22 protein-coding genes and 1 pseudogene are annotated in these 24425 nt (G+C 67.6%); 16 read left to right on the top strand and 7 right to left on the bottom strand.

The annotated features are described in order from the left end of the window. Positions 1–660, top strand: a 660-nt coding sequence (locus FL344_RS02495) for a lysoplasmalogenase (RefSeq protein WP_141617367.1), incomplete at its 5' end; no start/stop codon positions are given. Positions 661–694: 34 nt separating this feature from the next. On the opposite strand, the pseudogene FL344_RS02490 reads toward FL344_RS02495, so the two are convergent. After that, positions 695–892: pseudogene (locus FL344_RS02490) on the bottom strand (macro domain-containing protein); the annotation flags it as partial. 78 nt (positions 893–970) lie between these two features. Here FL344_RS02490 and FL344_RS02485 point away from each other — a divergent pair. After that, entirely contained in the window at positions 971–1504 is a 534-nt protein-coding gene (locus FL344_RS02485) for a DinB family protein (RefSeq protein WP_141617366.1), read from the top strand. A gap of 45 nt (positions 1505–1549) precedes the next feature. On the opposite strand, the gene FL344_RS02480 is transcribed toward FL344_RS02485, so the two are convergent. Beyond that, positions 1550–2275 (bottom strand): DUF2652 domain-containing protein, encoded by a 726-nt coding sequence (locus tag FL344_RS02480; RefSeq protein ID WP_141617365.1) that lies wholly within the window; start codon positions 2273–2275, stop codon positions 1550–1552. Positions 2276–2626: 351 nt separating this feature from the next. Here FL344_RS02480 and FL344_RS02475 point away from each other — a divergent pair, with 351 nt between their 5' ends. Both FL344_RS02475 and FL344_RS02470 read left to right on the top strand, forming a co-directional pair. Further along, positions 2627–4198, top strand: coding sequence for a carboxylesterase/lipase family protein (locus FL344_RS02475; protein ID WP_141617364.1), 1572 nt, complete (start codon positions 2627–2629; stop codon positions 4196–4198). A gap of 300 nt (positions 4199–4498) precedes the next feature. Then, on the top strand, positions 4499–5632 hold the full coding sequence (locus FL344_RS02470; protein ID WP_141617363.1) for a trypsin-like serine protease: 1134 nt from the start codon (positions 4499–4501) through the stop codon (positions 5630–5632). A gap of 77 nt (positions 5633–5709) precedes the next feature. On the opposite strand, the gene FL344_RS02465 is transcribed toward FL344_RS02470, so the two are convergent. Continuing rightward, positions 5710–6807, bottom strand: coding sequence for a helix-hairpin-helix domain-containing protein (locus tag FL344_RS02465; RefSeq protein WP_141617362.1), 1098 nt, complete (start codon positions 6805–6807; stop codon positions 5710–5712). Between the two features lie 130 nt (positions 6808–6937). Between FL344_RS02465 and FL344_RS02460 the strand changes: the two genes are divergently transcribed. Beyond that, positions 6938–7294, top strand: coding sequence for a DUF1801 domain-containing protein (locus FL344_RS02460; RefSeq protein WP_228564716.1), 357 nt, complete (start codon positions 6938–6940; stop codon positions 7292–7294). Positions 7295–7316: 22 nt separating this feature from the next. Here FL344_RS02460 and FL344_RS02455 read toward each other — a convergent pair whose 3' ends face one another. Together FL344_RS02455 and FL344_RS02450 are read right to left on the bottom strand one after the other, a co-directional pair. Then, positions 7317–8228 carry an acyl-CoA desaturase gene (locus FL344_RS02455; protein WP_141617360.1) on the bottom strand — a complete coding sequence of 304 codons (912 nt, stop codon included), beginning with the start codon at positions 8226–8228 and terminating at the stop codon, positions 7317–7319. Next, positions 8225–8974, bottom strand: coding sequence for a TetR/AcrR family transcriptional regulator (locus FL344_RS02450; protein WP_141617359.1), 750 nt, complete (start codon positions 8972–8974; stop codon positions 8225–8227). The genes FL344_RS02455 and FL344_RS02450 overlap by 4 nt, the downstream gene beginning before the upstream one ends. A gap of 598 nt (positions 8975–9572) precedes the next feature. Between FL344_RS02450 and FL344_RS02445 the strand changes: the two genes are divergently transcribed. Together FL344_RS02445 and FL344_RS02440 are read left to right on the top strand one after the other, a co-directional pair. Then, a complete protein-coding gene (locus FL344_RS02445) occupies positions 9573–9887 on the top strand; it encodes a hypothetical protein (protein WP_141617358.1) in 315 nt (104 codons plus the stop codon). A 50-nt stretch (positions 9888–9937) separates the two neighbouring features. Beyond that, positions 9938–10246: a hypothetical protein gene (locus FL344_RS02440; RefSeq protein ID WP_228564715.1), complete on the top strand. Its 309-nt coding sequence runs from the start codon at positions 9938–9940 to the stop codon at positions 10244–10246. Positions 10247–10315: 69 nt separating this feature from the next. On the opposite strand, the gene FL344_RS02435 is transcribed toward FL344_RS02440, so the two are convergent. After that, a complete protein-coding gene (locus tag FL344_RS02435; protein WP_141617356.1) occupies positions 10316–12781 on the bottom strand; it encodes a WD40 repeat domain-containing protein in 2466 nt (821 codons plus the stop codon). A 234-nt stretch (positions 12782–13015) separates the two neighbouring features. On the opposite strand from FL344_RS02435, the gene FL344_RS02430 reads away from it, so the two are divergent. The 7 genes from FL344_RS02430 (at position 13016) to FL344_RS02400 (ending at position 18860) form a co-directional block, all read left to right on the top strand. After that, on the top strand, positions 13016–13384 hold the full coding sequence (locus FL344_RS02430) for a type II toxin-antitoxin system PemK/MazF family toxin (protein ID WP_141617355.1): 369 nt from the start codon (positions 13016–13018) through the stop codon (positions 13382–13384). A 124-nt stretch (positions 13385–13508) separates the two neighbouring features. Then, entirely contained in the window at positions 13509–14183 is a 675-nt protein-coding gene (locus FL344_RS02425; RefSeq protein ID WP_141588716.1) for a hypothetical protein, read from the top strand. Beyond that, positions 14180–14743: an RNA polymerase sigma factor gene (locus tag FL344_RS02420; RefSeq protein WP_141617354.1), complete on the top strand. Its 564-nt coding sequence runs from the start codon at positions 14180–14182 to the stop codon at positions 14741–14743. Before FL344_RS02425 ends, FL344_RS02420 begins: the two co-directional genes overlap by 4 nt. Positions 14744–14809: 66 nt before the next feature. Beyond that, positions 14810–15721, top strand: coding sequence for a CPBP family intramembrane glutamic endopeptidase (locus tag FL344_RS02415; protein WP_141617353.1), 912 nt, complete (start codon positions 14810–14812; stop codon positions 15719–15721). Positions 15722–15936: 215 nt separating this feature from the next. Then, positions 15937–16143, top strand: coding sequence for a carboxypeptidase regulatory-like domain-containing protein (locus FL344_RS38905; protein WP_228564714.1), 207 nt, complete (start codon positions 15937–15939; stop codon positions 16141–16143). A gap of 128 nt (positions 16144–16271) precedes the next feature. Further along, positions 16272–17768: a DHA2 family efflux MFS transporter permease subunit gene (locus tag FL344_RS02405; protein ID WP_141617351.1), complete on the top strand. Its 1497-nt coding sequence runs from the start codon at positions 16272–16274 to the stop codon at positions 17766–17768. Between the two features lie 114 nt (positions 17769–17882). Continuing rightward, complete coding sequence (locus FL344_RS02400; RefSeq protein ID WP_228564713.1) at positions 17883–18860, top strand: hypothetical protein; 978 nt, start codon at positions 17883–17885, stop codon at positions 18858–18860. Here the strand turns inward: FL344_RS02400 and FL344_RS02395 are convergent. Further along, positions 18821–19585, bottom strand: a complete 765-nt coding sequence (locus FL344_RS02395; RefSeq protein ID WP_228564712.1) for a dienelactone hydrolase family protein — start codon at positions 19583–19585, stop codon at positions 18821–18823. The genes FL344_RS02400 and FL344_RS02395 overlap by 40 nt on opposite strands. Before the next feature lie 155 nt (positions 19586–19740). Between FL344_RS02395 and FL344_RS02390 the strand changes: the two genes are divergently transcribed. Together FL344_RS02390 and FL344_RS02385 are read left to right on the top strand one after the other, a co-directional pair. Further along, the gene (locus tag FL344_RS02390) at positions 19741–20772 is read left to right on the top strand and encodes a GlxA family transcriptional regulator (protein ID WP_228564711.1); all 1032 of its coding nucleotides are present in this window, start codon (positions 19741–19743) and stop codon (positions 20770–20772) included. Positions 20773–21008: 236 nt separating this feature from the next. After that, positions 21009–24401 carry an Ig-like domain-containing protein gene (locus FL344_RS02385; RefSeq protein WP_228564710.1) on the top strand — a complete coding sequence of 1131 codons (3393 nt, stop codon included), beginning with the start codon at positions 21009–21011 and terminating at the stop codon, positions 24399–24401. Positions 24402–24425: the final 24 nt, after the last annotated feature.

Raw genomic sequence — 24425 nt, 5'->3', positions numbered from 1 at the left:
GGGGTCGCGGGGGCGGTGGGGTACCTCCTCGCGCTGGACGTGGTCCGTGCGGACGTCCGGGTGGCCGCGAAGGCGCTGCCCATGCTCTGTTTGCTCCTGTGGCAGTGGCCGCCGCTCGGACGCTACGGGCGGTGGATATTCGCCGGCCTGGTGTTGTCGCTGCTGGGAGACGTGCTGCTGGACGTGGGTCCAGGGCTGTTCCTCCCGGGCCTGGGGGCCTTCCTGCTGGCGCATGTGAGCTACGTCGCCGCGTACGTCACGGTGTCGCGCCAGCCGCGGTGGGGCAGGGCGCTGCCCTTCGTGTTCCTGGCGGTGGGGGCCAGCGTCTTTCTCTGGCCTCACCTGGGCGAGATGGCGCTCCCGGTGACGGCCTACGTCGCCGTCATCTGTGCGATGACATGGCGTGCGTGGGCCATGCTGGGGAGCCAGGGGCTTTCGCGTCGCGCGCAGGGGTTCGCGCTCGCGGGGGCGCTGCTGTTCGCTGTCAGTGACGGACTGCTGGCGCTCAAGCTCTTCGTACGCCCGCTGCCGGGCTCCGGCTACGCCATCATGCTGTGTTACTGGGCCGCGCAGGGGTGCATCGCCGTCTCCGCGCGGGAGCCCCGTCAGTCTGACGCGTCGCGAACCCTTCAGGCCGAAGGGGTGGGCTCCAGCGCCTGACGTGCGCGTTGGTACACCTCGAGGTCCCTGTCGCTCCGGTGATGCGAGCTTCTCCCGGAGGGCAACGTCCCAGGGTCCGGCATTCGGCCAGGAGGCCGCGCCCCGCCGCTCGGTGGATGGCCCCGTCGACGCCGCCGCCTCCCAACAGTGTGGAGTTGGCTGCGTTCACAATCGCATCCGCTTGGACCTGGGTGATGTCTCCCCGCATCAGCACCAATCGCTCATCGCTCATGTCATCCCCTCTTCCTGGTTCAACTCCTGGCGCGCGTTCCGTGTCGGGGTCAGCGGGGCGTCGGTCTATCCTGCGCCCATGTCCAACCCACTCCGAGACACGCTCCTGGGGCAACTCGACATCGCCTGGGCACTCACCCTCTATCACCTGGAGGGATTGACCACGGAGGACTGCCTGCGCCGTCCCGCGTCCGTGGGCCTCCATGTCCAGCAGGGCCCGGATGGAAAGTGGCATGTCGAGTGGCCCGAGCATGAAGGTTACGACCTGGGGCCGGCGAGTGTGGCCTGGCTCACGTGGCACCTGGGGTTCTGGTGGTCCATGGTTCACAACCACTCGTTCGGGGATGCCACCCTGACGCGGGAGCAGGTGGAGTGGCCGGGGACCGCGGACGCGGTGCGCGACTTGATTTCACGGCGGTACACGGAGTGGCGCGCCGCCATCGAGCAACTCAGCGACGAGGACCTCCGCTCCACGGAGCGCACGCGTTGGCCGCTGCAAGGCAAGCCCTTCGGGGACATCGTGGCCTGGGCCAACCTGGAGTTGATGAAGAACGCGGCGGAGATTGGCTACGCGCGCTTCGTCCTGGCCGTTGCGCCCCGGCCGCCAGGGTGACGCGCCGCATGGTGCGCGGAGGCCCCCCTGAATCGCGGGCGCCCGCTACGGCTTCTGGGCGTCCACGACCTCGACGTTGCGGAAGTTCTCGCAGGGTTGCTTGAGGCCCAGCACGTACTTCATCGAGCTCAGCTCCAGCTTCAGCTTGGCCCAGAGCTTGCGCGGCAGGCTCGGACGCACGGGCTCGGGCGCCGCGAGGACGAACGCGTTCAGGTCCAGGTAGTGCGTCGCCGTGCGCCCCATGCCCTCGAAGTCGTGCTCCAGCCCCTGGGTGAGCTGGCGGAGCTCCGGCGCGAGCCCCTGGTGCACGGCGTCGGTCATCAGGACGTACTCCGTGACGGGGACGTCGTTCTTCAGCATCCGGTGCACCAGGATGACGTCCACGCCCGCCAGCTCGGTGAGGTGCTTCACGCGCTGGAAGGCGACCTCACCGGCGTGGGCCACGAACTTGAGCGTCAGGGAGCTGACCTGCATGCAGCCGTCGCACTTGCACATGCGGTCGGCGATGAACTGCTCTCGCCGTGAAACGAAGGCGCGGCGGATGTCCGCGACCATCCGGGCGAAGGTGGGGAAATCGTCGCCCACGGCGTAGAAGAACGCCGCGTCTCCTTCGAGCTTGGCGAGCTTGAGCGGGCCCGAGGCATCAATGACGGCCTCGAGCAGCTGCGCCACCGTCTCCTGCGCGTGCGCGAGGCTGAACCGGTGGTGACTCATGAAGCGGGTGTAACCGCCGATATCCGCGATGAGCAGAAGCGCCTTCTCGATCGCCATGCGGCGGCCACCCTAACACAGTGTCCGGAAGTTGACGCGAACAAGATGCTGGAGCCCGTCCATCCGGAGCGGCTCGCGCGGACGCTGGCCCGGCTTGCGGTCCGGGAGCAGGGAAGGCCCGCGCCCGCGCCCCGCCCGACTCCAGGACGGGGCGGGTGTCGTGTTCCCGGCGATCGCTTTCAGCAAAGCGGGTTTCTGGCAGGGGTGTGTTGCCAGGAATTGCCATTCAATTCTATCTCACGCTCGCTCATCTAGACCGAGTGGGTGCACGAGGGCTTCTCCGCAGGAGTCTGGGTGCGTGTGTCTTTCATTGTCGCACGTGCAATCGCACAACCAAAAGGGAGCCGGTCGATGAACGTCATCAAGACGCCTGAGGTACCCACGAAGGAAGGCAAGGTGCAGGGCCTGGTCGAGGGGAAGATTTCTGTCTTCAGGGGCATACCCTACGCGAAGCCTCCCACGGGCGCGCTGCGCTGGAAGGCGCCCGAGCGCGCCACTCCATGGTCCGGTGTCCACGAGGCCTTCAACTTCGGAGCCTCCGCGCACCAGTCCCGTCAGGCCTGCATCGAGGCCGGCGGTGGCGACCCCGGTGAGATGCACGAGGACTGCCTCTTCCTCAATGTGTGGACGCCCAAGCTGGACGCGGGCGCGAAGCTGCCCGTGGTGTTCTGGATTCACGGCGGCGCCTTCGTCATCGGCTCGGGCCGCCTGCCGCCCTATGAAGGGATTCATCTGGCGTCGCGCGACGTGGTGCTGGTGACCTTCAACTACCGCCTGGGGCACCTGGGCTTCTTCATGCATCCGGCGCTGGAGAAGGAGAATCCGGGCGGGCCCGCGAACTTCGGCCTGCTGGACCAGATGCTGGCGCTGGAATGGGTGCGCGACAACATCGCGCGGTTCGGCGGCGACCCTGGCAACGTCACCGTGATGGGGCAGTCGGCGGGCGCCAAGAGCGTCCTGTCGCTCTTCACGTCGCCGCAGGTGCGGGAGAAGAACCTCTTCCGCCGGGGCGTGGCCATGAGCGCGTACGTGCTCCAGGAGAAGCCCCTGGCGGACGCGCGGCTGGCCGGCATGGCCTTCGCGTGGAGGAATGGGCTGGACCGGCTGCTGGCCACCATGAAGGAACTGCGCGAGCTGGGGCCGGAGAAGTTCTGGATGCTCCCCGCGGACACCGCGAACGCGCCCAGCCCCATCTACGGAGACTCCGTCCTTCCCGAGCCCATCCGCGAGACCTTCGCGCGCGGAGAGCAACTCTCCTTGCCGCTCATCATCGGCAGCACGAGTGACGACTCCAGCGTGGTGTCCTCGTTCGGCATCGACCCGGCCACCATCCTTGAACGCCTGGGCGCCTTCGCCGAGTCCATCCGCCAGCTCTACCCCGACGTAAAAGATGACCGGGAGATTGGCCGGCGGATGTGCCGCGACTTCGTCTTCACGGTCATGCCCCGCTTGCTGTCCACCCGCCACGCGGAGCGCGGCGCCGCAGTGTGGCGCTACTACTTCGAGTACCGCGCGAAGATGCTCGCCCCCCGGCAGCGTCTGGGGGTGCCTCATGGGGGCGAGGTGCCCTACTTCCTGGAGACGGCCGCGGACGTGCCACCCGCCGGAGAGTTGTTCACGGAGGAGGACCGGACGTTCATGCGTCACCTGGTGGATTCACTGGTCCAGTTCGCGCGCACGGGCACGCCCGGGCCCGTGGCCCAGGTGCGCTGGGAGGGGCACACGGAGACGCAAGACAGGCTGCTGAGGCTGGATGTCTCACCACAGGGGGTGACGGACTTCGAGCGCGACATCCTGCAAGCCGCCGAAAACCTCATGCCCTTCCTGGACAGCCTCGCCAAGCCGCCTCCGCCGAAGCTGCCGCGCGCCACCTCGTCCGCGGCCACCGCGAGCAGCAACACGCGGCAGGAAAGCCGCCCATAGTCAGGGGTGGGACAGACCCGGTGGTGTGTCGCATCACACCGCCGGGCTGCTTCATGTCGCCGTCGTCACTTCGGCCCGCGGCTCCAATGACAAGTCATCAACGCTCCGTCCCATTTCAAAGTGTGGCGGAGATGTAATGAAACAGGCATGTCGCAAAGCGTGAGCGTCTCCGAATGCGGTCGCGCTTCAACCGGGGCGGGGGCTGGTAGATGGGGAAGATCGTGTGTTACCGTTTTTTAAGCGTGAAGCGATTAGTCGCACTTCGCCGCTTCGCGTCTTCCCCAGATACCCGAGGTCTCCATGATGTCAGTGAAGGTCATGCGGCGGTGGTCGACAGTTGGCGCGATGTCGTTGCTGGTCGGTTGCGGTCCGGAGATGGTCGAGGAGCAGGCGGAGTCGGCGGCGCCGGCGACCATCGAACAGGACATCGTCGGTGGCACCACCACGACCATCAATGAGAATCCGTGGCAGGTGTCCCTGCGGTACGGCGGTCACTGGTGCGGTGGCTCCATCCTCAACAAGGATTGGATTCTGACCGCGGCGCACTGTGTGGATGGCTACGCCGTCAGCAGCATCGTGGCGGGCTCCACCTCGAGCACGAACACGAGCACGGGCCAGACGCGCAACGTGGCGCAGACCATCATTCATGAGGATTACGGCGCTTCCGGCAACGACGTTGCCCTGCTCCGTCTGGCCACGTCGCTGGACCTCAATGGCACCACCGTCGCGGCCATTCCCCGCGTCTCGGCGGCGGATGCCGCGAGCGGCGCCACCGACCCGGCCGTGGTCGCGCGCGTGACGGGCTGGGGGGCGACCTCCTCCGGTGGTTCGGGGTCCGCCACCCTGCGCACGGTGGACGTCAACGTGATTTCGAACACGGAGGCGCAGCAAAGCTACCCCAATGAGTACATTGGCCCGGATCAGATTGGCGCCAAGGCGCCGGGCAAGGACTCGTGCCAGGGCGACAGCGGTGGTCCGCTCACCGTCGTTCACAATGGCACCCGCAAGCTCGCGGGCGTCGTGAGCTGGGGCTACGGCTGCGCCGACGCGCGCTACCCGGGCATGTATGCGCGCGTGTCGTACTTCGAGAGCTGGATTGACTCCAAGCTCAGCGGGACGACCCCGCCGCCCGGCACCACGCTGCTTGCCCAGACGAACCTGTCCGGTTCGTCCAGCACCTGGAAGCACTTCGCCATCACGGTCCCCAGCGGCACGACGTCGCTCAAGGTGACGCAGTCGGGGGGCTCGGGTGACGCTGACCTCTATGTGCGCAGCGGCTCGCAGCCCACCACCAGCGCCTACAACTGCCGGCCCTACCTGTCCGGCAACGAGGAGACCTGCAACTTCTCCAACCCCCAGGCTGGCACCTGGTACGTGTCCGTGCGCGGCTATTCGTCCTACTCGGGCGTGTCCGTGACGGCCACGATTCCGTAATCACGCGCAGGCTCGCGGGTGACGTCCCGTTGAAACCCCCAGGCCCATGGACGGGCCTGGGGTACTTCAATGCGGGCTCACTCCGACCAGTGCTGCTCCGACAGGATGCGGTATCCGGTCACCGTGTCGACGTAGAACTTGACCTGGATGCCGCCCCACGGGCCCTTCCCGTAGCTGATGAAGCAGCCCTTGAAGGTGCGCCCGGCGGTGCGCGCCTGCAGCTCCGCCAGACCGTCGGTGTAGAGCGTCTCCGGCAGCGACTCGTTGCGGTCCGCGTAGTCGACCGTGCTCTTGACCTCGTTGTAGACCTCGGTGCCCGTGGCCAGCTCGGGGCGGACAGTCCAGACCTGACCCGCGGGGAAGAGGCTGGGGTCGATGCCGAAGCACTGCGCGCTCTCGAACTCGCCATTGCCGTGAGCGCCGTCAATCACGTCCTGGATGTCGAAGTCCTGGCTCAGGCGGGACGTCCACAGGCTCTCCTCCTGCGCGTTGATCACGGCGATGAGCGCCGTCAGGGCGTAGCCCTGCGTGGCCGCGTTGCGGAGGTTGCGCAGGCTGACCGTGCCGATGCCAGTCACCTCGGAGATGGCCTGCGCCGACGTGAAGGGCCGCAGGTTGAGGAGGTTCGTCGCGCCGTTCCAGGCGTACGGCAGGACGGCGTACAACGCGCTGCTGTCGATGGTGTTCACCAGGTTGACCAGGGCCGCCGCGTCATCGGTGGAGAGCGCGAGCTCGTCCAGGATGCCGGCGCAGGTGCTGGTGATGTGGCCCAGCGCGCGGGCGCCGCCCTCGATTTGGGTCAGGCGCACCGGACCGACACCCCGGACCCCGGACACCTGCGCCAACGTGGAGAAGGGCGCCGTCGCGCGGTGGCCGACGAGGTTCTGGGCGACGTCACTGGGGAGATAGGCGTCCAGCGTGGACAGAGACGCCGTGTTGACGAAGGTGAGCAGGCCCTGACACTCCGGGGCCACGTCCACGTCCGTGGTGGTGAGCGGCGCGTCCTGGTGCTCCGTGGACGAAGAAGACGGCTCGGACTCGGAGCCGGTGGGACCACATCCGACCATCAGGCTCGCGGAGAGAAGGGCTGGAACAAGACGACGCATCGAGGATTCCTCCTGGGGGTACGGCGGGGGACGAGGCTCCATACACCAGACCCCTGACTCGCCCTGCATCCTTGGATTACGGGCTGCTGACTTCGCTCATGGGCCGGGTTATGCCGCGTCCACCAGCCCGCTCGGAATGTCATGGTGCTGGAGAGAGGCGACGCGCGTGTCGAACCGGTCCGAAGAAGTCGAACGATTCATGCAGGAGCTCGAACATGCCCGGAAGGACGAAGTCGAAAGCCTGCGCACCGCCATCCTGGCCGCCCATCCCGGCATCGCGGAGCGCATCAAGTGGAACGCGCCAAGCTTCTGCTTCAAGGGCGATGACCGGGTGACATTCAAGCTGAAGCCCAAGGACTGCGTTCAGCTCATCTTCCACCGGGGCGCGAAGGTGAAGGCGACACAAGGCTTCTCCTTCGAGGACACCAGCGGCCTGCTTCAGTGGGCCGCCCCGGACCGCGCCATCGTCACGCTTCGCGACCTGGCGGAGGTGAAGGCGAAGAAGAAGGCGCTGTGCCAGGTCGTGGTCCAGTGGATGGAAGCGACCTCGCAGTAAGCGCTCTGGTGTGGGGGCGTGGTCAGATGGGGTGTACCCGTACATCCCGCACGAGCCCCAGCCGGCGAAGCCCTCGGATGACCCACCACCCCAGGTCCAGCTCGTGCGCCTTCTGGCCCATGCGCGCGGAGTCTGGGAAGGCGTGGTGGTTGTTGTGGAAGCCCTCTCCGAACGACAGCACGCCAAGCACCCAGATGTTCGTACCGCTCTCCGCCGCGCCCGGCAGGGCGTAGCGCCGCTCTCCCCAGACATGGGCCGCGTAGCCCACGGCCCAGTGTCCGAGAATGCCGGCGGCCGTGCGGGCGCAAACGCAGAGGGCCACGGCCTCGGAGCCCAGCACCGCGAGCACCACCCCCGCCAGCCCGAGCACGTGGAGCGGCCACGTGCGCTCCAGGAAGCGCAGCCACGGGTCCGTCAATACGTCTGGAGGAAGACGCGCCAGGGCCCGGTCATCCGCGGCCTCGAAGCGCAGGTGCAGGTTCCAGCCGAAATCGCGGGCCATCGAGTGCTCATAGGCGAAGTAGGGCGGACAGTCGGGGCGGTTCTGCCAGTAGTCGCGCACCGCGTGCAGGCGTGCCCACGACAGGGGGCCGCCGAGCCCGCTCAGCACGAACAGGTACGCGAGCACGCCGCGTGTGAGAGGGCCCGCCTCGTAGGTGCGGTGGATGACGCCGCGATGCAGGCCCACCGAGTGTCCCAGGCAGAGCGTCGCGAAGGTGAGCAGGAGCGACACCGCCACCGTGGTGGGCGTCGCCGCCGCGAGCCCCACGGTGACGCCGGGGATGAGCATGCCCCAGAGCCACAGCGTCCGCGCCGCATCGAAGCGCAAGCGGCCCACCTCGGGCGGCACCAGGGATGCGGTGCTCGCGCGCGGCTCGCCTGCGCCTTTCCCGTTCAGGGAGACCTCGGGATGTCCCAGCGTCGCGGTATTCATCGCGTCACCTCTTCCGCCTGGGCACGCGCCGGTTCGCCGAAGAGCGCCTGCCGGCAGAGGGCGTCCGCGCCCAGGACCATGCTTCCGGCACCGGGCAGCCGGAGCAGGAGCGATGCAGGGGGCAGCAGGCCCGCCAGCATCGACACCAGGCCCTCGGTGGCGCGCTGACGTGGGCTCTTGTCGAGCAGCCACCACAGCACCACGGCCAGGTGCGCGACGTAGAGCAGCCGGCCCAGTGCATGGGCCACCGTGGTGTTGCTCGGGACGTCCGTGGCGCCCGCCACCGCGTCTTCAAAGACCGCCTGGACCCGCTGCCGGGAGAACGCCGTCTGCGGCGCGAACAGGCCGTCCTCTTCTCCGCCCACGAGCACGGGAATCAGCGCCTTGAGCACCACGTGGTGTGGCCCGAGCACGCCAAGGCTGGCCCGGAGCGCGAACAGGAAGCGCTCCCGCCAGGAGCCGGCGGGCAACGCCTCGGCGCGCGCCGCATACGCCGAGGACAACTCGTCGTACAGCGCCAGGACGATGGCGCGCTTGCTGGGAAAGTACCGGTACAGCAGGCCAACGCTCACCCCCGCCTCCTTGGCGATGTCCCGCAGATGGGTGGCCTCGTAGCCCCGCGCGGAGATGAACCCCAGCGCGGTCGCATACAGCCGCTGGCGCGTCTCGTGGCCCTGCTCCGTCCGGCCCCGGGGGCGTCCCCGCTTGGGCCCACCCGTCGCTCCGGCCTTGTTCCGCGTCGCCATGGCCTCCCCCCTTCTTTTCGGTGAACCTGTTCACCGAAATGATGCCTGGGGCGAAGGGCGGGCGCAAGCGAATCGTGAAGCTGCCTGTCGCCGGCAATGGCAGCGGCGTCGCTCGCATCACGCGCTCCGCCCCCTCGTCCGCCGTCGCGCAGCTCATCGGCGAACCCGACCGCCAGCGCATTCAGTGCCGTCTTCGACGCGCTGTAGGCAAAGGCCGGCCAGTGGGACACCCCCTGGCTGGGGCGCAATTCGTCGAGCAGCACTCACGCCCCTGGGGACGCGCGTCTTCGGAGGGGGCTTGTGGGCGGGTGAAGGTGCGCCCCTCGGCCCACGTTCGCTTCATCCCGGATTCTTGGGTGGAGGGAATCCGAAATGCCGCCGCGTCAGAGATTGAGGCTCTGAGAGGGGCTGATGTCATTTCAAGCTCCGGTCGGGAAGTCGCAGCGGACTGGATGCTTCTGCACGGAGGCTGTCTGTCTTGTCTGGTTTGGAATGACGCAGGGGTGGCGCAGGAACGTCTGGAACCTCGATTCGGTCCAATGAATAGGAGGCCGGTGGCTCGCGGCCTTCTTGTCTGGATTGAGCCTGGGAGGATTCCATGAAGAATGGCCATGGACGTTGGTTTGCGTGGATTGCCGGCGTGGTGCTGCTGGTGGGATGCGGACCCGCCGACGGAGAGGCAACGCCGCCGAGCGAACCGAACGAGGAGGAGTCCACCCCGCCAGGGATTCCCGCTGAGTATCTCGGTGAGGGCGAAGTCGAGAGTGCCGCCATCTGTTGCAACGTCAAATGCAGCGGAACCTGGTACGGCCCCTTTCCCTCCATCAAGTACGACCTGTGCGCGAAGTACGGCAGGTACTACTGCCCGCAGAAGAAGCTCACCTATCAAGGGCACGCCTGGCGGAGCTGCTAGTCATTGGCAGGGTGCAAGGACACGTGAGGGCTGAAGCCATGAGAAATCAAATGAAGAGCATGTTGCCGCTGTGGATGGGGGCGCTGTTGGCCATGGGCTGTGGTGGTCCGCTGCCCGAAGAGTCGCAGGAGCCGCAGGAGTCCATCGCCATTCCAGAGCAGTACCTGGAGCAGGAGGACCCCAGCGCCGAGGAGGGAACGGTCAGCGCCCTCAGGGCCTGCTGCTTCATCCGGTGCTCCGACAAAGTCTGGAGAGGTCCCTATCCCAATGTCGTGTATGGCAACTGCCGCAATCTCGGAAAGTACCAGTGCGCGAAGCGGGGGCTGGGCTACGCGGGGGCGGATTGGAAGGACTGCTAGCGCGTAGGTCGCGGGGCCTCTCTCCAGTCCGGCAGAGAGGGGAGAGAGGCTTCCGCGAGTTCCGGATGCTCAGGGCATGTGGAGCTTCAGGACGTACAAGAAGTCCCGCTCGGTGCGGCCCCGTCCCAGGACGAGCCCGTCCTTCAGGATGAGAATCTCTTCCATCGCATCCTGGAATCGAGCCCGGGGTGTGGTGTCCTGTTGCAAGTGGAAGGTGACGGGGCCGTCGCTCAGCGTCTCCCAGTAGCGCCGGGACACGACGTCCTCCGTGGTGACGCTTCCATCGAGCTCCGTGCGCAGTTCGCCCGTGGCGAGGTCGAAGACGCGCGTGTGCATGTCCTCGGCCAGCGTGACGAGCACCTCGCCGCTCATCGCAACGGAGAAGGGCAGGGACGGGTGGGGAAGCTCATGCAGGCGCGCGCCTGTCCGCACATCGAAGATTCGCACGCACTCATCCAGGCTGCAGGCCGCCACGCGCGTGCCGTCCGCGGAGAGTCCCAGGCCGATGACGGGCTCCTGGCTCACCGTCAGGACCTGCTGGGCGCCGGTGGGTATCGTGATGAGCGCGAGCTCCCCCGACGCTCGGCCCACGGCGATGACGGGCGCGCTGGCCGCCGCCGCATAGGCGGGGGTGGGCTCGACCTCCGCTTCGGTGTTGACGATGACCTTGCCGCCCCGGACCTCGTGGACGTACACGCGTTCGCTGGCCGGATGTCCCGACACGACACAGGTGCCATCCGGCGTGAAATCCACCCAGGTGATGGGACCTCCGGGTCCGCGCAGCCTGTGCAACAGGGTGCCGTCAGCCACGCGCCAGAGGTGGACCGCGCCCTCTTCGATGGCGGCCGCCAGCAGCTTCCCGTCGGGAGAGAAGGCAATCGGAAGCTTGTTGACGAGGAGCGTCTGGGCCTTCGCGGCCTGTTCGCCAGGGGGCGCCAGCAGGGTGCGCACGGGGGCGAGGCTCCGCGCGTCGAGCAGCAGGATGCCCAGCCGGTAGCGCCGCTCGTGTGAGGACAGCTCGGGTTGGGCCAGCCATGCGCCGTCGGGACTGACCTGCCAGGTCTGCGCGTAGGACGCCGGAGAGCCGGGAGGCAGTGCCGTGGCCTGCCCGCGTGAGTCGATGACGCGCGTCTCCGAGTGCAGGCGTGTAACGCCCCATGCCCCTTCGGCATGTCCCCACAGGTTCATGACGCGGTCCTGTTCGGCCAGCAGGGTGGGGCTGGGGGCCGCATCCAGGTCGCGGACGTGCGTGCGCCCATTCGCCGCGGTCAGCGCGAAGCGCTTGCCGGACGGAAGGAAGGCGGCGCCGCGCTCACGGCCGTCGGAAGGGTAGGGATGCGCCCGGAGCACCTCTCCGTTCCTCGCGTCGAGCAGCTCCACCCGGTTGAAGGCGAGGGCGCCCAGCCGTGCGCCTTCGAGCCAGGCGACCTGGGAATAGGGACCCTGGCCCAGCGCTCCGGGCACGCGCGTCCAGCCTGCCGTCTCCACCCGGATGAGGCCGTCCATGGAGGTCAGCACGAGCCAATCGCCATCCGGGCTGAAGGCCACGGACGAGACGGAGGTGGTGCTGTGGATGCGAGCGGTCTGCGTGCCCGTCTCCAGGTCCCAGATGCGCACCGTGTCGTCCGACGCGCCTGAAGCCAGCCACCGACCGGAGGGATGGAAGGCGACCGTCAACACGGACTGTTCGTGCCCTTCGAGTGTGCGCACCTCCCGGCCCGAGGCCACGTCGAACAGCCGTACCCGCCACCCGAGGTTCGCCACGGCGAGCCAGCGGCCGTCCGGGCTGAAGGCCACCGACGTCACCTGTCCCTCCTGGCGCGTCATGGCGTGGAGGAGTTCGCCCGTCTCGACGTCCCAGATGCGCGCGTCGTGGTCGCGTGAGCCGGACGCCAGCCGCGTCCCGTCCGGGCTCCACGCGACACTGCGCACCTCTCCCGCGTGCCCCTCCAGTTGGCGGAGGAGCGTCCCGGTGGCCACGTCCCAGATGCGGACGTTCCGCTCGTCCTCCCAGGAACCCGTGGCGAGCCAGGCGCCCGAAGGACTGAAGGCCGCGCACAACACCTGGGCGCCGTGCCGCAGGACCTGGTCATTGCCTTCCAGCGCCTCGGGCAGGGGCCGCAGGGATTCGACCCAGGACGCGCCCTCCCGCGCGGTCCACTGCCCCCGCCAGTGCTCCGCGAGCTTCCACAGGTGCGCTTCCGCGTGGCTCCAGGGCCCCGCATCCGTGGGCGCGAAGTGCGCAGCCGTGTCTGGGGCGTCGAACCAGCGCAGGCGGTTGTAGAGGCATTGGAAGAGCGTTCCGGGGTGCGCCCGGAGAAACGCCGCGTCGAGCGCGAGCGCGCGCCGGAGCACCTGCAAGGTCCTGGGGCTGACCGACAGGCCTTCGCTCTTGAGGATGCGTGTGTCCGGGGGCGTCCCGGCGAGCACCTCGTCGAAGGTGGCCAGGAGCGCATCCAGGCCACGCTCCGCCAGGAGCCCCTCGAGGGTGGAGAGTTCGGTCAGCGATTCGAGGGACGGAGAGGTGTGGGGCATTCGCGTCTCGGGTCGTTTGGGGCGACCCTACACCGTGTCAGGCGCCGCGTTTGGCAAGCCTCGCGAGTTGTTCCGTGACGGCGCCCCACCCGTCGCAGAAGCCCAGCTTCTCGTGCCTGGCCCGGTCGGCGTGGTCCTTGAGGCGCTGATGGAGGATGCCTTGGAGGAAGCCTCCGCGCTCGCTAAGAAGGCCGGGCCGCCAGGCCGGAGGCAGGTACAGGAGACCCCAAGGGCATGTCCCCCGAGCGAATCAACCGCGGTGATGTGTTCTGGGTGGCGCCCGACGACTCACGAGGCCCGGTCCCCAGCTATTCGCACCCCCACGTGGTGGTCCAGGACGACGTCTTCAATCACTCACGCATCACGACGGTAGTCGTGTGTGCGCTGACGTCGAACCTGCACCGGGCCAGCGAGCCGGGGAACGTGCTGCTCGAAGTGGGAGAGGGAAACCTCCCCAAGCAGAGCGTCGTCGTCGTGTCGCAGGTGTCCTCGGTCGACAAGGCGCGTCTGGGAGAGCGAATCGGGGCACTGTCGGACGCGCGGGTGGAACAGATTCTTGCCGGCCTGCGCTTCCAGCAGGTGTCGTTCTTCACGAGGCCGTGAAGCCCCGGTGAGTGGGCCTGGAAACCCCTCGTGATTTCGAGGGGTTCTGCCGTTTCTCAAAAAAGAAGCGCCTGCCGTGAAGGGATTTCTTCCTCGCGCCTCCTAGCTGGCGGAAGGAGGAGGGATGACCTCGAAGAGTTGCGATGGATATCAGCTCGCGCTCGAGATGAGCCGCCACGGTGCTCTCGACGTGCGGGAGAAAGAGGAAGCGGAGCAGCATGCCGCGACGTGTCCGGAGTGCCAGCGGGCCCTGGCACTTTCGGCGGAGCTGGACCAGGTGCTTGGCGGCGTGAGCATTCCGGCGCCGCGCTACGCGGAAGTCTCGCGGGCGCTCGCGAAGGACCGCTTCTGGCTGAAATACGGCCCGTGGGCCGCGCTCGGGTCCTTCGTGGGGCAGGGCGTGTTCCTGGGCCCTCTGTTCGCACCGGAGGCGCCCCTGCGGTTGTGGGCCATTGTCTCGGCGGTCGGAGTGCTCTTCGCTGGCGGGCTCGCGTTGACCCTGCGCGGCCTTCAACGGCGTGCCATCGAAGCGGCCAGTGTCGGCGTGGACGCGTGGATGGCGCAGCGGCGGGCACGCATCGACACGGAGCTCAAGGACCTGACCACCCTCCTGTGGCTCTTCCCGGCGATGACGGTCGCGATGGCGGGGACCGCGTTTCTGATGCGAGACAAGGGGCTCCCGGGAGTCGTCACCCTGCTGTTTGCCGCGGGAGTGAACCTGGGCATGACGGTCTACCTCGCGCGGACGCGCAGGCCGCGACTGCTGCGCGAGCGCGCAGAGCTCGAGGTCGCGCCGTGACGCCGCGCGTGCCATTCGATGAAGAGGCCCTCCGGGCCGCCGTGGTGTCGGGCGACGCCGCCGCGCGAGAGGATGCCATGCGCCACCTGTACGAGGCGCTCAGCGGGAAGCTGTACGTGCTCTGCCATGGAATCACCCGGGACCCGAGTGACGCCCAGGACGCCGTCCAGGAGACGTTCCTCTCGATTCAACGGGCCCTGCCGCAGTTTCGGGGGGATGCGCAGCTGTCGACGTGGGCGTATCGCATCGCGGTGCGGGCCGCCGTGGCCGCCAAGACGCGGCGCGAGCGTCACCGTGGCGACGCGGTCGACATCGAGATGGCGGACCCTCGGGCGGGTATCGAGGAGACCTTCGAGACGCGGGAGCGGAGGCGCAGACTCGAGGTGGCGATGAGGGCGCTCTCGCTGGAGCACCGCACCGTGCTGTCGCTCTTCGCCGTGGAAGGCCTGTCACACGCCCAGATTGCCAGCGTCCTCGGGATTCCCGAGGGCACCGCCTGGTCGCGCTTGCACCTGGCTCGCAAGCGGCTGGCGGCGGCGCTCGAATCCACCGCCCCATAGCCTGGGGCGCTCCATCCACGTTGTCGTTCAACCCCGCGGTCTCATGGCCGCGGAAAGGAGACGGTCATGTCCAATGTCTATCTGGAGCAGGCGTCGCGCGGGCGGAATCAGCCATGGCGGTATGTGCTGACAGCAGTCCTGCTCGGGCTGGCCATCGTGCTCTTCAACGTGCCGTATTCGGCGTTCCTGTTCCTGGTGGCGAAGCGCTCGGGGGACGCGAACTTCCGGTTCGACCCGGTGGCGGGCGTCGTGGAGGGAATGCCGTTTCCGGTGTTCGCGGTGGGCATGCTGTCGTTCGCGGTGGTCCTCGCTGCGCTGGCGCTCGGTGTCCGCGTTGTGCACAAGAGGCCCTTCTCGAGTCTTCTGGGGCAGGAGGGGGGCTTCCGCGTACGTCCCTTCCTGAATGCGGCTGCCGGTGCGTTCGGCGTGCTCAGCGTGGCAGCGGGTGTGAATGTCCTGATGGACCGCGAGTCCTTCACCCTGAACTTCGACGCGTCGCGCTTCTTCGTGGCCCTGGCGCTCGTGCTGGTCCTCACGCCCATCCAAGCCGCGGCGGAAGAGCTGCTCTACCGTGGGTGGCTCATGCAGGGCGTCTACCGGCTCCTGCCTCGGCCGTGGGTGGCCGTGGCGGTGAGCAGCCTGCTGTTCTGGGCCGCGCATCTGCCCAACCCCGAGGCTTCGGGAACGCCGGGGTGGTCGGCGGTCTACTACCTCACGGTGGGCATCCTCCTGGCCTGGGTGACGCTCCGGACAGGACGGCTGGAGGCGGCCATGGGACTCCACGCGGGCATGAACCTGTGTGCCTTTCTCGTCACGGCTCCAGCGACGGTCATGTTCCGGCCCGCCAGCCTCTTCATCGACGTCCAGCCGAATTCCATGCGTGACGTTGCTTTCATTGCCTTGCTGGCGGTGGGGGCAGTCCTGATGCTCCGCCGTGGCGATGACAGGCCATTCACGGAGCGGGTGTCTGCGCAATAGCCTGTCTGGTTTTCCATGGGGCTGAGGCGTAGGCTGTTCTGATGAAAATGAACTCCCGAGGATACCTGGCGTCGCTCGCCGTCATGACCTTGATCAGCGTGGCCTGCGGTGATGTCGACCCTGACGAGGCCGTGACGATATCGCAGGGGGTCTATGGGATGACCTCCTATGTCAATGACGTGTGTTCTTCTGAGTGCGAGCGCGAGCCGCGGTCGATGACTTTGCTGGTCAAGTCCCTGCCCCAGGACATGGACGTGGCTTCCGTGACATCGAACAAGGATGGCTTCTACGAAGCCGCGCTGGTCCCGGGGGACTATCGAATCTGCACGACGTTCGGGCGTTGCACGGACTTCTCGGTGGGCATCGATGAATTGGTTCGCCTCGACTACGAGATGTCGGTGGGGCCGGGGTGGTCGAGGTAGCAGCCCGCCGCGCCCCGCGGAATGGGGCGCTGGCTGGCTGGCCCACGATGACACCCTGGGCAGAGCGCAGCCGAGGGCCGGCGGCGGCGGGTCCCTTCCGGCTGGACCCTCGGCGTCAGCCGTGATTCATGCGTGGCTTCGGTCTCGCGCTCCAGCGCCTGCCGTCGCCCATGCACTCCGCCGCCGAGCCGACAGTCCCCCGCTTCTGGCCGTTCATGTTCACCCTGTTTGTCGGGTCGTTCATGTCGGTGCTGAGCTCCAGCACGATCACCATCGCCATTCCCGAGCTCCAGCGGCACTTCGGGGCGGAGCTGTCCTCCGTGCAGTGGACCCTGACGGGCTTCATGCTCGCCATGGGAACGAGCGCCCCGCTCACCGGCTATCTGGGCGGACGCTTCAGCTTCAAGTGGGTGTACGTGGCCAGCCTGGTGGGCTTCCTCGTGGCCTCCGTGCTGTGTGGGGTGTCCTGGGACACGCGCGCGTTGGTGGCCTTCCGGTTCGTCCAGGGCGCTTTCTGTGGCGCCATCATGCCGGTGACGATGACGCTCATCTACCAGTTGCTGCCGCGTGAACGGCAGGCGCTGGCCGCGAGCCTCTGGACCCTGTCCTCGATGCTCGCTCCCGCTTTCGGGCCCACGCTGGCAGGCTGGCTGATGACGCTGGGCAACTGGCGGTGGTTGTTCTTCTTGAACGTGCCGTTGGGCCTCGTCGCCGTGGCGATGGCGGTGCGGGCCGTTCCCTACTACCGCCTGGAGGTCCCGAAGGCGTTCGACTTCCCCGGGCTGCTCACGGTCATCACCGGAACGCTGGCGCTGCTGATTGCCTTGAGTCAGGGACGGGCCTGGGGATGGACGGATGCGAAGACCGTGTCGCTGGCCGTGCTGGGGACGGTGTCACTCGTCTACTTCGTCGTCCGCCAACTGAGGACGCATGCGCCGCTGCTGGACCTGCGGGTGCTGGCCAACGGCCGCTACGTGGTGACGTTGCTCATCTCGAGCATCATCACCATCAGCCTCTATTCGGGCGCGTTCCTCATCCCGTTGTTCCTTCAGGAAATCCAGGGCGTGACGCCGCTGAAGACGGGGTTGATTCTTCTCCCGGCTTCCCTGGCCATGGCGCTCCTGATGCCCCTGGTCGGACGCATGTACGGCACGCTCGGGCCGAGCACGCTCATGACGGCGGGCGTCCTGTTGATTGCAGGCGGCACGTACGCCTTGAGCCACCTGACGCCGGATGTCTCCCACACCTACGTGCTGATGTGGATGCTGGTCCGGAACGTGGGCATCTCGCTCTCCATCATGCCGGCCAGCAACGCGGGCATGGAGCAGCTCTCCCGGGAGCTGAGTGGCCACGCTTCGTCCATCAGCAACTGGCTGCGAAACGTATTCGGGGCCTTCTCGATTGCCATCTTCACGTCGCTCCTCTCCTCTTTTGCGGCCCGGGAGGCGCAGGTGCTCGTGCGGGAGGGGATGACGGAGCGTCGTGACATCGAGCTGCTCTCATTCGTGACGGGCATCAACCACGTGTACCTGGTGGCGACGGTCATCGCCCTGGTGGCCGTGCCCTTGAGCCTGATGGTTCGCAAGCATGTGAGCGGGCTGGAAGCCTCCCGGGGCGCTCGCTAGCGGGCGCGGCGGCCTTCACGCACCTGGGGCCACCAGTCCCGAGATGGCGCGCGTGATTCGCCCTTCCAGGATGGGCGTGTCGCCGCCCACGGTTCCGGCTACGCTGTGCCGGGCATGAAGTACGCCTTCGTTTTCGCCATGGCTGCCGTGTTGATTGTCTTCCTGGCCCTGCGACTGGGCGGCGTCACGTGGCTTCTGTTGTGGCCTGGGGTGAGCTTCATCTTGGTGGCACTCGCCTACGCTGGACTGGGCGAACACGCTTTCGGCAAGCGCGTGGACGGGCGGATGCAGCCCTGGGCCGTCATCCTGCTCCTGCCTTATCTCTTGCTGACATGGGGCGCCTGGCATCTGGTGCGATGGCTGTCGCGAGAGCGGGCGTTCGACGAAGTGGTGCCAGGCGTTTTCATTGGAAGACGCTTGCTGGCGGGAGAGCTTCCCGACGGCATCGTGACCGTGCTCGATCTGACGTCTGAGTTCGTCGAACCGGAAGGAATTCGTCGCGCGGGCCGGTATGTCTCCCTGCCCATCCTTGATGCTTCGATTCTGCCTGTAGCGAGAGTGACCCCTGTCCTGCGCGAGCTGGCTGTCGGATCTGGGGCGCTCTACATCCACTGTGCGCAAGGGCACGGACGCACCGGGATGATTGCGGCCGCGCTCCTCATTGCCCGAGGTGATGCGTTGGATGCGTCAACCGCGCTCTCGATGGTGCAGCGCGCGCGGCCCGCGGTGCGACTCTCTGCGACGCAATCGCGGGCCCTTGCGGAACTGGCCACGGCGCTTCTTGCGGTGCGGCCGGGCGCCGGCGCTGCTCTCCCCCTGAGCTGGCGTGATGCAGATGCCTCTTGTCGCGGTCTTCGTGAGGAATGGTGCCGCTCCCAGGACTCGCTCCTGAGCCACCTGGTCCACTGCATTCGCACGCCTTTCTGCTCCAAGCCCGCGCCCGAGTGCCAGGTGCAGGCACTCAGGCGCGTTGTGGACGCGGAGCCGAGTGAAGTCACCCGGGCCGAACTCGCGGCCATTCACTCTGGCTGTTCGCGGGGGCGAGTGGCGAATCACGCCGTGCTTTGTGCTCCCGCGTGTCCCAGCCGCTGAGCGAAGAAGGCGAGGATTTCGTCTCGTGCCTCGCGAGTGGGCTCTCCCTCCGCGTCGATGAGATGGGCGGTCACGACGCTGTGGGCGCACCCGACGACTTCCGCGAAGAAGGGGGGCGGTGTCGGGTTCGCGGCGGACGTAGGCAGCACTCGGGGAACGAAGCGCTTTCCGAGCGCGGCTGTATATGCCTGGAATCGCTGCGCCGTGCAGAATCGGTCTCCCTCGAACCGATAGGCGAGCACCGTCAGGTCGTCACGTTCGAGGCGCTCCTTCACGGCCGTAAGCTCGTCAGGCGCCAGTTGAATCGCGCCGGGGTCGCTCAGGGGCAGCGACGGCTGACACATGACGGGAGCGAGCATCGCGGGTTCGAGCATCATCGAGAGCGCGAAGTTCCCCGTGAAGCACATCCCAATCGCGCCGACTCCTGGACCGCCACACTCCTCATGTGCGAGGCGTGCCAGGGCACGCAGCCACTGCGTCACGGGGCTCGACGCATTCGCCGCGAACGCTCGGAACTCCGCGCTCACGCAGGCGCGCTGCATGATGGCACGCCCCTCCTCCGCGCGAGGGTAGGCACCGTCCCTGCCGAAGAGGGAAGGCATGTAGACAGTGAAGCCCGCGTCGCGGACCCAACGTGCGAAGCGGGCGACGTGCGGGCTGATGCCTGGCATCTCGGCCATGACGATGACGGCGGGGCCGTGGCCGGCGACGTAGACCGTTCGCATGGCGTCGTTGAGGGTGAGGGGCCGCCGGGTGAAGTCATCGAGTGGGTCGTCGGCCGTGGAGTCAGGTGTGGATGGGCGCATGCCTGGACGATGCGGGAAATTCATCCTCCGCCACCAGTGGCGAGATTGACAATGAACGGGCTATTCTTGCCACCGTGATTACGCATGTGGTGTTCGATGGCGTGGCAGAGGGCTCGCTGGGCGTGGGGCTCGATGTGGTCGACACGGCCGCCCGGCTCGTCGAGGCAGGGCTCGCCTCGGTTCCCCGGGGTGCCCAGGTCTTGCGTCAGCGGGTGGTGTCGCTCGACGGTCAGCCGGTGCGCTCGGGCACGGGACGCACCGTCTCCGTGGACGGCGCGCTGAGCCTCCGAGGTGTGAAGGCTGGAGACGTGTTGCTGGTACCAGGGCTCTCCGCGGCGAGCGAGCGAGCCATCGAGCAGTTGCTCTCGCGGGCCGATGCGGCGCGCGGCATCACGTTGCTCGCGCGCGCGGCGGCGAAAGGCGCGACGGTCGCGGCCTCGTGCTCCGCGACCTTCGTCCTCGCGGCGTCAGGTCTCCTCGCGGGGCGGAGCGCGACGACGACCTGGTGGCTCGTCCCCTCGTTCGTGCGTCGCTTCCCCGAGGTCGCCCTCCAGCCGGACCGGATGGTTGTCGAGAGCGACGGCGTCCTCACCGCGGGCTCGGCCTTCGCGCATGCGGACCTGGTGCTGGCCATCGTCGCGCGGGTCGCGAGCCCATCACTCGCGCACCTGGTGGCCCGCTACCTCGTGCTCGACGAGCGTGTCTCACAGGCCAGGTACATGGTGATGGAGCATCTCCGCGTCTCGGACCCAGCGCTTCGTGCCGTGGAGCAATTCGTCGCCGCGAATCTGGGCCGGCAGCTGACGCTCGATGAACTCGCCCGTGCCGCTGCCACCTCCTCGCGCACGCTCGCGCGGCGGGTGCAGGCCGGGCTGGGCATGACGCCGCTCGAGTTCGTGCAACGGGTGCGCGTGGCTCACGCCTCCCACCTGCTCGAGACAACCCATGCGTCGGTCGAAGATGTCGCTGCCCGGGTGGGATATGCCGACACCGCTGCGTTCCGCCGCGTGTTCCGGCGGTACGTCGGAGAGACGCCACGAGGAAGGCACGGCAACTCACGCTCCCGGCGCTCACCGCTGAAGGCGCGCGATTCACAGGCGCCATGAGGGCTTTCGCAGTGATGTCCTGCCCCCGTGCGGCGGGCCTGGCAGCGCAAACGCAGACGCCCCTTTGGACTTCCCGTCGCTGGTGCGGTAATAGCAGTTAGTCAATGAACTCAAGAATAAGCAGTATGACTGGGGTGTGGGCAGCGGTGCTTGGCGCGCTCTTGCTCACGGGATGCACGAAGGATGGTGCGCCGGAAGCCGGCACGGGGACCGCGCTGCGGGCTGTGACCTCGCCGGTGACTGTGTCAGAGGCGGTGGCCATCACCAGCCAAGGCATGACGCAGAACGGCTCGGCGCATCGCAATCAAGTGCTGCTCGGGGTGTTCCAGACCGAGGACTATGAGGTCGAGGCCTTGTTGCGCTTCCCTCAGACGGGCGTACCGGCTGGGGCGGTGGTTCAGAGCGCGACGCTGCGTTTCGCGGTGGAGACCTACACCAGCGACTTCTCGATTCGAGGCGCGTACGTGCAGGCGCCCTGGAGCCTGACGGCCAACGGGCTGGGATGGCAGTTCCGCGACGATGGGCTGGAGTGGGACCGGCTGGGGGCGGTCGGGCAGGGGACGGACCTGGTCGCCGGTTCGTCGTTCGAGGTCTCCACGTTTCCGGGCACGGTGAGCGTGCACCAGGTGCCACTCGACGTGGCGGTGGTGCAGTCGTGGGTCGACGACCCGTCGACCAACCAGGGCGTGCTGTTGGCGAACTCGAAGATTGGGAAGGTGGCCAAGGTCTTCACCAGCCTGGCCACCCAGCCGGAGCGCCAGCCGCTCCTCACCATTGAGTACACCGCGCCTGCGCCGCGCAGCGATACCACGCCTCCATCCGTTGCAATCATGTCGCCCGCGGCGGGCGCGACGGTGCAGGGCGTGGTCGGCATCACCGTGGACGCGAGCGACGACGTTGGCGTGGCCGGAGTGCAGCTGCGCATCGACGGCCGCAACCTCGACTCGGCGCAGCTCGACACCCGCCTGTTCCGCAATGGAAACCATGTGTTGACCGCGCACGCGCGCGACGCCGCTGGCAACCTCACCACCTCGGCGTCGGTTCTCGTCACCATCGCCAACGTGGTTGTCGACACCACGCCTCCCGAGGTGCAGGTGACCGCGCCCGTCGCGGGAGAGGCGGTCAGTGGTCCCTTCACGGTGCGGATGAGCGCGAGCGACAACGTGGGCGTCACCCGGGTCCACGTCGAACTCGACGGCGTTCAGGTCGGCGCGCCGGACGTGGCCGCACCCTGGTCGGTGACGCTCGACACCGAGGCGCTCCAGCCCTATGGGCTCCGGCAGCTGACCGCGGTGGCTCGCGATGCCGCTGGCAATGTCACCGTCTCCGCGCCGGTCTCCATCAACGTGAGCGCGCCACCTCCCGACGTCACGCCGCCGCAGGTCCAAATCGTCGTGCCCGAGAGCGGCGTGACGGTGGGCGGTACCCTCCAAGTCAGGGTCAACGCCCATGACAATGTGAGGATTGCGGGGGTGCAGTTGCAGGTGAACGGACAGGACTTCGGGCGCGAAGACCTCAGCTATCCCTATTGGATCAACGTCTCCACCACCCTCCTGGGGGACGGCACCTTCCCGATGACGGCGGTGGCGCGAGACCGCGCCGGCAACCAGACCACCTCGGCGCCAGTCATGTTGACCATCGCCAACGGGCCGCCCGTGGTGCTCGATATCCCGGTGGCGCATCCTCGGGTGTGGTTCACGGCGGACCGGCTGGCCCGGGCCCAGGCGTACTTCGCGCAGAACCCGTACACGCCCGTCGCGAACGTACAAACGCCCGAGCAGGCCATCGATGCGGCAATGCACTCGCTGCTCACCGGCACCCCGGCGTCGTGCCGCGCCGCGATTGACTGGGCGGTGCGCACCGAGATTCCCATCTCCGAGAACACGGTGTCGAGCGATCCGGCCCGCTGGTACGGCGAGGCGGCCATCCTCACCTACGACTGGTGTTTCGCCCACCTGCTTCCGACGGAGCGCACGCTCCTGATCAACCGGTGGAACGTCGCCATCGAGTTGCTCAACGACAATCCGTGGGGCGGCATTGGCATGGAGGGCAACAACTACTACACGGGGTACTTCCGCAACTCGCTCCTGTGGGCCATTGCCAGCTGGCATGAAAACCAGCCGTTCGCCAACGAGCTCCTGCAGTACGCGATGAAATCACGCTGGGCCTTCTCGCTGCGGCCTTATCTGGATGGGCCGGCGGCGGGCGGCGCACCGCACGAGGGCTCGACCTACGGCCGCCGGACGTTCGGCTACATGACGGTGCCGTTCACCACGCTGGGCCTGTATGGCCACGACATGTGGAACCAGACCGACTACTTCATGGCGTCGGTGTTCTGGTCCATCTACTCGACCACGCCGGGACCCACCCGGAGGGGCCAGTTCCAACTGTTCGAGACCTTCCCGTTCAATGACGACGAGCGCTGGCTGAACCGGTGGAATCCCAGCAACACCGCGCAGACGTCGCTGGGCAGCTACTTCGCCCCGCTCATCGGGGAGTGGTCGGACCAGCCCATCGCGGGTTATGCCAAGCGCTTCCTGGAGCTCACCGGCCATCCGATTGACGACCGGCTCATCCGGTACGTCTACAGCGACACGCTGGCGGCGGTGCCGTCTCGTGACCTCGCGGAGCTGCCGCTCGATTACCACGCACCTGGACTGGGCATGGTGTACGCCAAGACGGCGTGGGCGCCCGATGCGACCCTGGTCAACCTGCAGTTCGGTGTGACGGCCAACGCGGGCCATGAGCACCGCGACTCCGGCAACTTCCAGGTGTGGCGCGCGGGCGAGTTCCTGACCCGCGAGACGGTGGGCTACGCCAACTCCATCGTCGGCTACGCCGGTGGCGCGGCGGTCGACTGCGCGTCACCCGTGGGGCACAACACGCTCTTGTTCGAGGGGCTGGGCACGGTCGGCTACTACCACCACGCGCCGCAAATGCTGCGCCTGGAGTCGTCGTCCGTGGCGAGCTACGCCGCGGTCGACCTCACCGGCGTGTATGACTTGAACGCCGAGTGGGCTCACCGAGAGGCCGAGGTCGGCAACCCACACGCGGGCCGGGTGGTGCGTGAGACCTTGTTCGTGCGCCCGCTCGACACCCTGATTGTGTTCGACCGGCTCGAAAGCGCACAGGATGACGCCTCGGTTGCCAAGACCTTCTTGATTCATTTCCCGGAGGCCCCGGTGCTCACGGGCAATACCTGGACCGCGAACAGTGGCGGGCAGCAGTTGCGGGTCAGCACCCTGGTGCCAGCCAATCCGGTCCGGCGAATCGTCGACGAGCGCGGCCCGGTGCGCGGCGATGGCACCTACCCGTACCCGGTGGGCCAGTTCCGTGGAGAGATTGAGACCCACGGGCAGGTGGTGAGTCACTTCCTGAACGTCGTGCAGGCCAAGGATGTGGCTGACAGCTCGGCGCTGCAGCTCACGCTCGACGAGACGGCGACCGCGTACAGCGTGACGTTGAGTCACCCAACCCGCGGAAGCGCGGTGGTCCGCTTCGAGAAGGGGATTGAGAGCACGGGCGGCAGCTTCGGCTACGCCGCCAGCGGCACGGTGACTCCGGCGCCGCTGCGCGCGGGGGTGCAGGCGATGACGGTCACCCCAAGCGGGCCGGTGTGGGGACCGTGACCGGCTGAGCCTGGCCCGCAAGCG

This window comes from Myxococcus sp. AB036A, from assembly GCF_006547355.1.
GTDB classification, from domain to species: Bacteria; Myxococcota; Myxococcia; order Myxococcales; family Myxococcaceae; genus Myxococcus; species Myxococcus virescens.
Note: the sequence above shows the minus strand (reverse complement) of the source record. Positions and strands in the feature narration are given on the sequence as shown.

Excerpts from the sequence above, each read along its gene's own strand:
- FL344_RS02425 (WP_141588716.1), top strand. The coding sequence starts at position 13,509 with ATGACCTCGAAGAGTTGCGATGGATATCAGCTCGCGCTCGAGATGAGC.
- FL344_RS02485 (WP_141617366.1), top strand. The coding sequence starts at position 971 with ATGTCCAACCCACTCCGAGACACGCTCCTGGGGCAACTCGACATCGCC.
- FL344_RS02465 (WP_141617362.1), bottom strand. The coding sequence starts at position 6,807 with ATGCAGGGCGAGTCAGGGGTCTGGTGTATGGAGCCTCGTCCCCCGCCG.
- FL344_RS02430 (WP_141617355.1), top strand. The coding sequence starts at position 13,016 with ATGTCCCCCGAGCGAATCAACCGCGGTGATGTGTTCTGGGTGGCGCCC.
- FL344_RS38905 (WP_228564714.1), top strand. The coding sequence starts at position 15,937 with ATGACTTTGCTGGTCAAGTCCCTGCCCCAGGACATGGACGTGGCTTCC.
- FL344_RS02460 (WP_228564716.1), top strand. The coding sequence starts at position 6,938 with ATGCAGGAGCTCGAACATGCCCGGAAGGACGAAGTCGAAAGCCTGCGC.
- FL344_RS02450 (WP_141617359.1), bottom strand. The coding sequence starts at position 8,974 with ATGGCGACGCGGAACAAGGCCGGAGCGACGGGTGGGCCCAAGCGGGGA.
- FL344_RS02475 (WP_141617364.1), top strand. The coding sequence starts at position 2,627 with ATGAACGTCATCAAGACGCCTGAGGTACCCACGAAGGAAGGCAAGGTG.
- FL344_RS02395 (WP_228564712.1), bottom strand. The coding sequence starts at position 19,585 with ATGCGAACGGTCTACGTCGCCGGCCACGGCCCCGCCGTCATCGTCATG.
- FL344_RS02455 (WP_141617360.1), bottom strand. The coding sequence starts at position 8,228 with ATGAATACCGCGACGCTGGGACATCCCGAGGTCTCCCTGAACGGGAAA.
- FL344_RS02400 (WP_228564713.1), top strand. The coding sequence starts at position 17,883 with ATGAAGTACGCCTTCGTTTTCGCCATGGCTGCCGTGTTGATTGTCTTC.
- FL344_RS02440 (WP_228564715.1), top strand. The coding sequence starts at position 9,938 with ATGAAGAGCATGTTGCCGCTGTGGATGGGGGCGCTGTTGGCCATGGGC.
- FL344_RS02445 (WP_141617358.1), top strand. The coding sequence starts at position 9,573 with ATGAAGAATGGCCATGGACGTTGGTTTGCGTGGATTGCCGGCGTGGTG.
- FL344_RS02470 (WP_141617363.1), top strand. The coding sequence starts at position 4,499 with ATGATGTCAGTGAAGGTCATGCGGCGGTGGTCGACAGTTGGCGCGATG.
- FL344_RS02435 (WP_141617356.1), bottom strand. The coding sequence starts at position 12,781 with ATGCCCCACACCTCTCCGTCCCTCGAATCGCTGACCGAACTCTCCACC.
- FL344_RS02415 (WP_141617353.1), top strand. The coding sequence starts at position 14,810 with ATGTCCAATGTCTATCTGGAGCAGGCGTCGCGCGGGCGGAATCAGCCA.
- FL344_RS02480 (WP_141617365.1), bottom strand. The coding sequence starts at position 2,275 with ATGGCGATCGAGAAGGCGCTTCTGCTCATCGCGGATATCGGCGGTTAC.
- FL344_RS02405 (WP_141617351.1), top strand. The coding sequence starts at position 16,272 with ATGCGTGGCTTCGGTCTCGCGCTCCAGCGCCTGCCGTCGCCCATGCAC.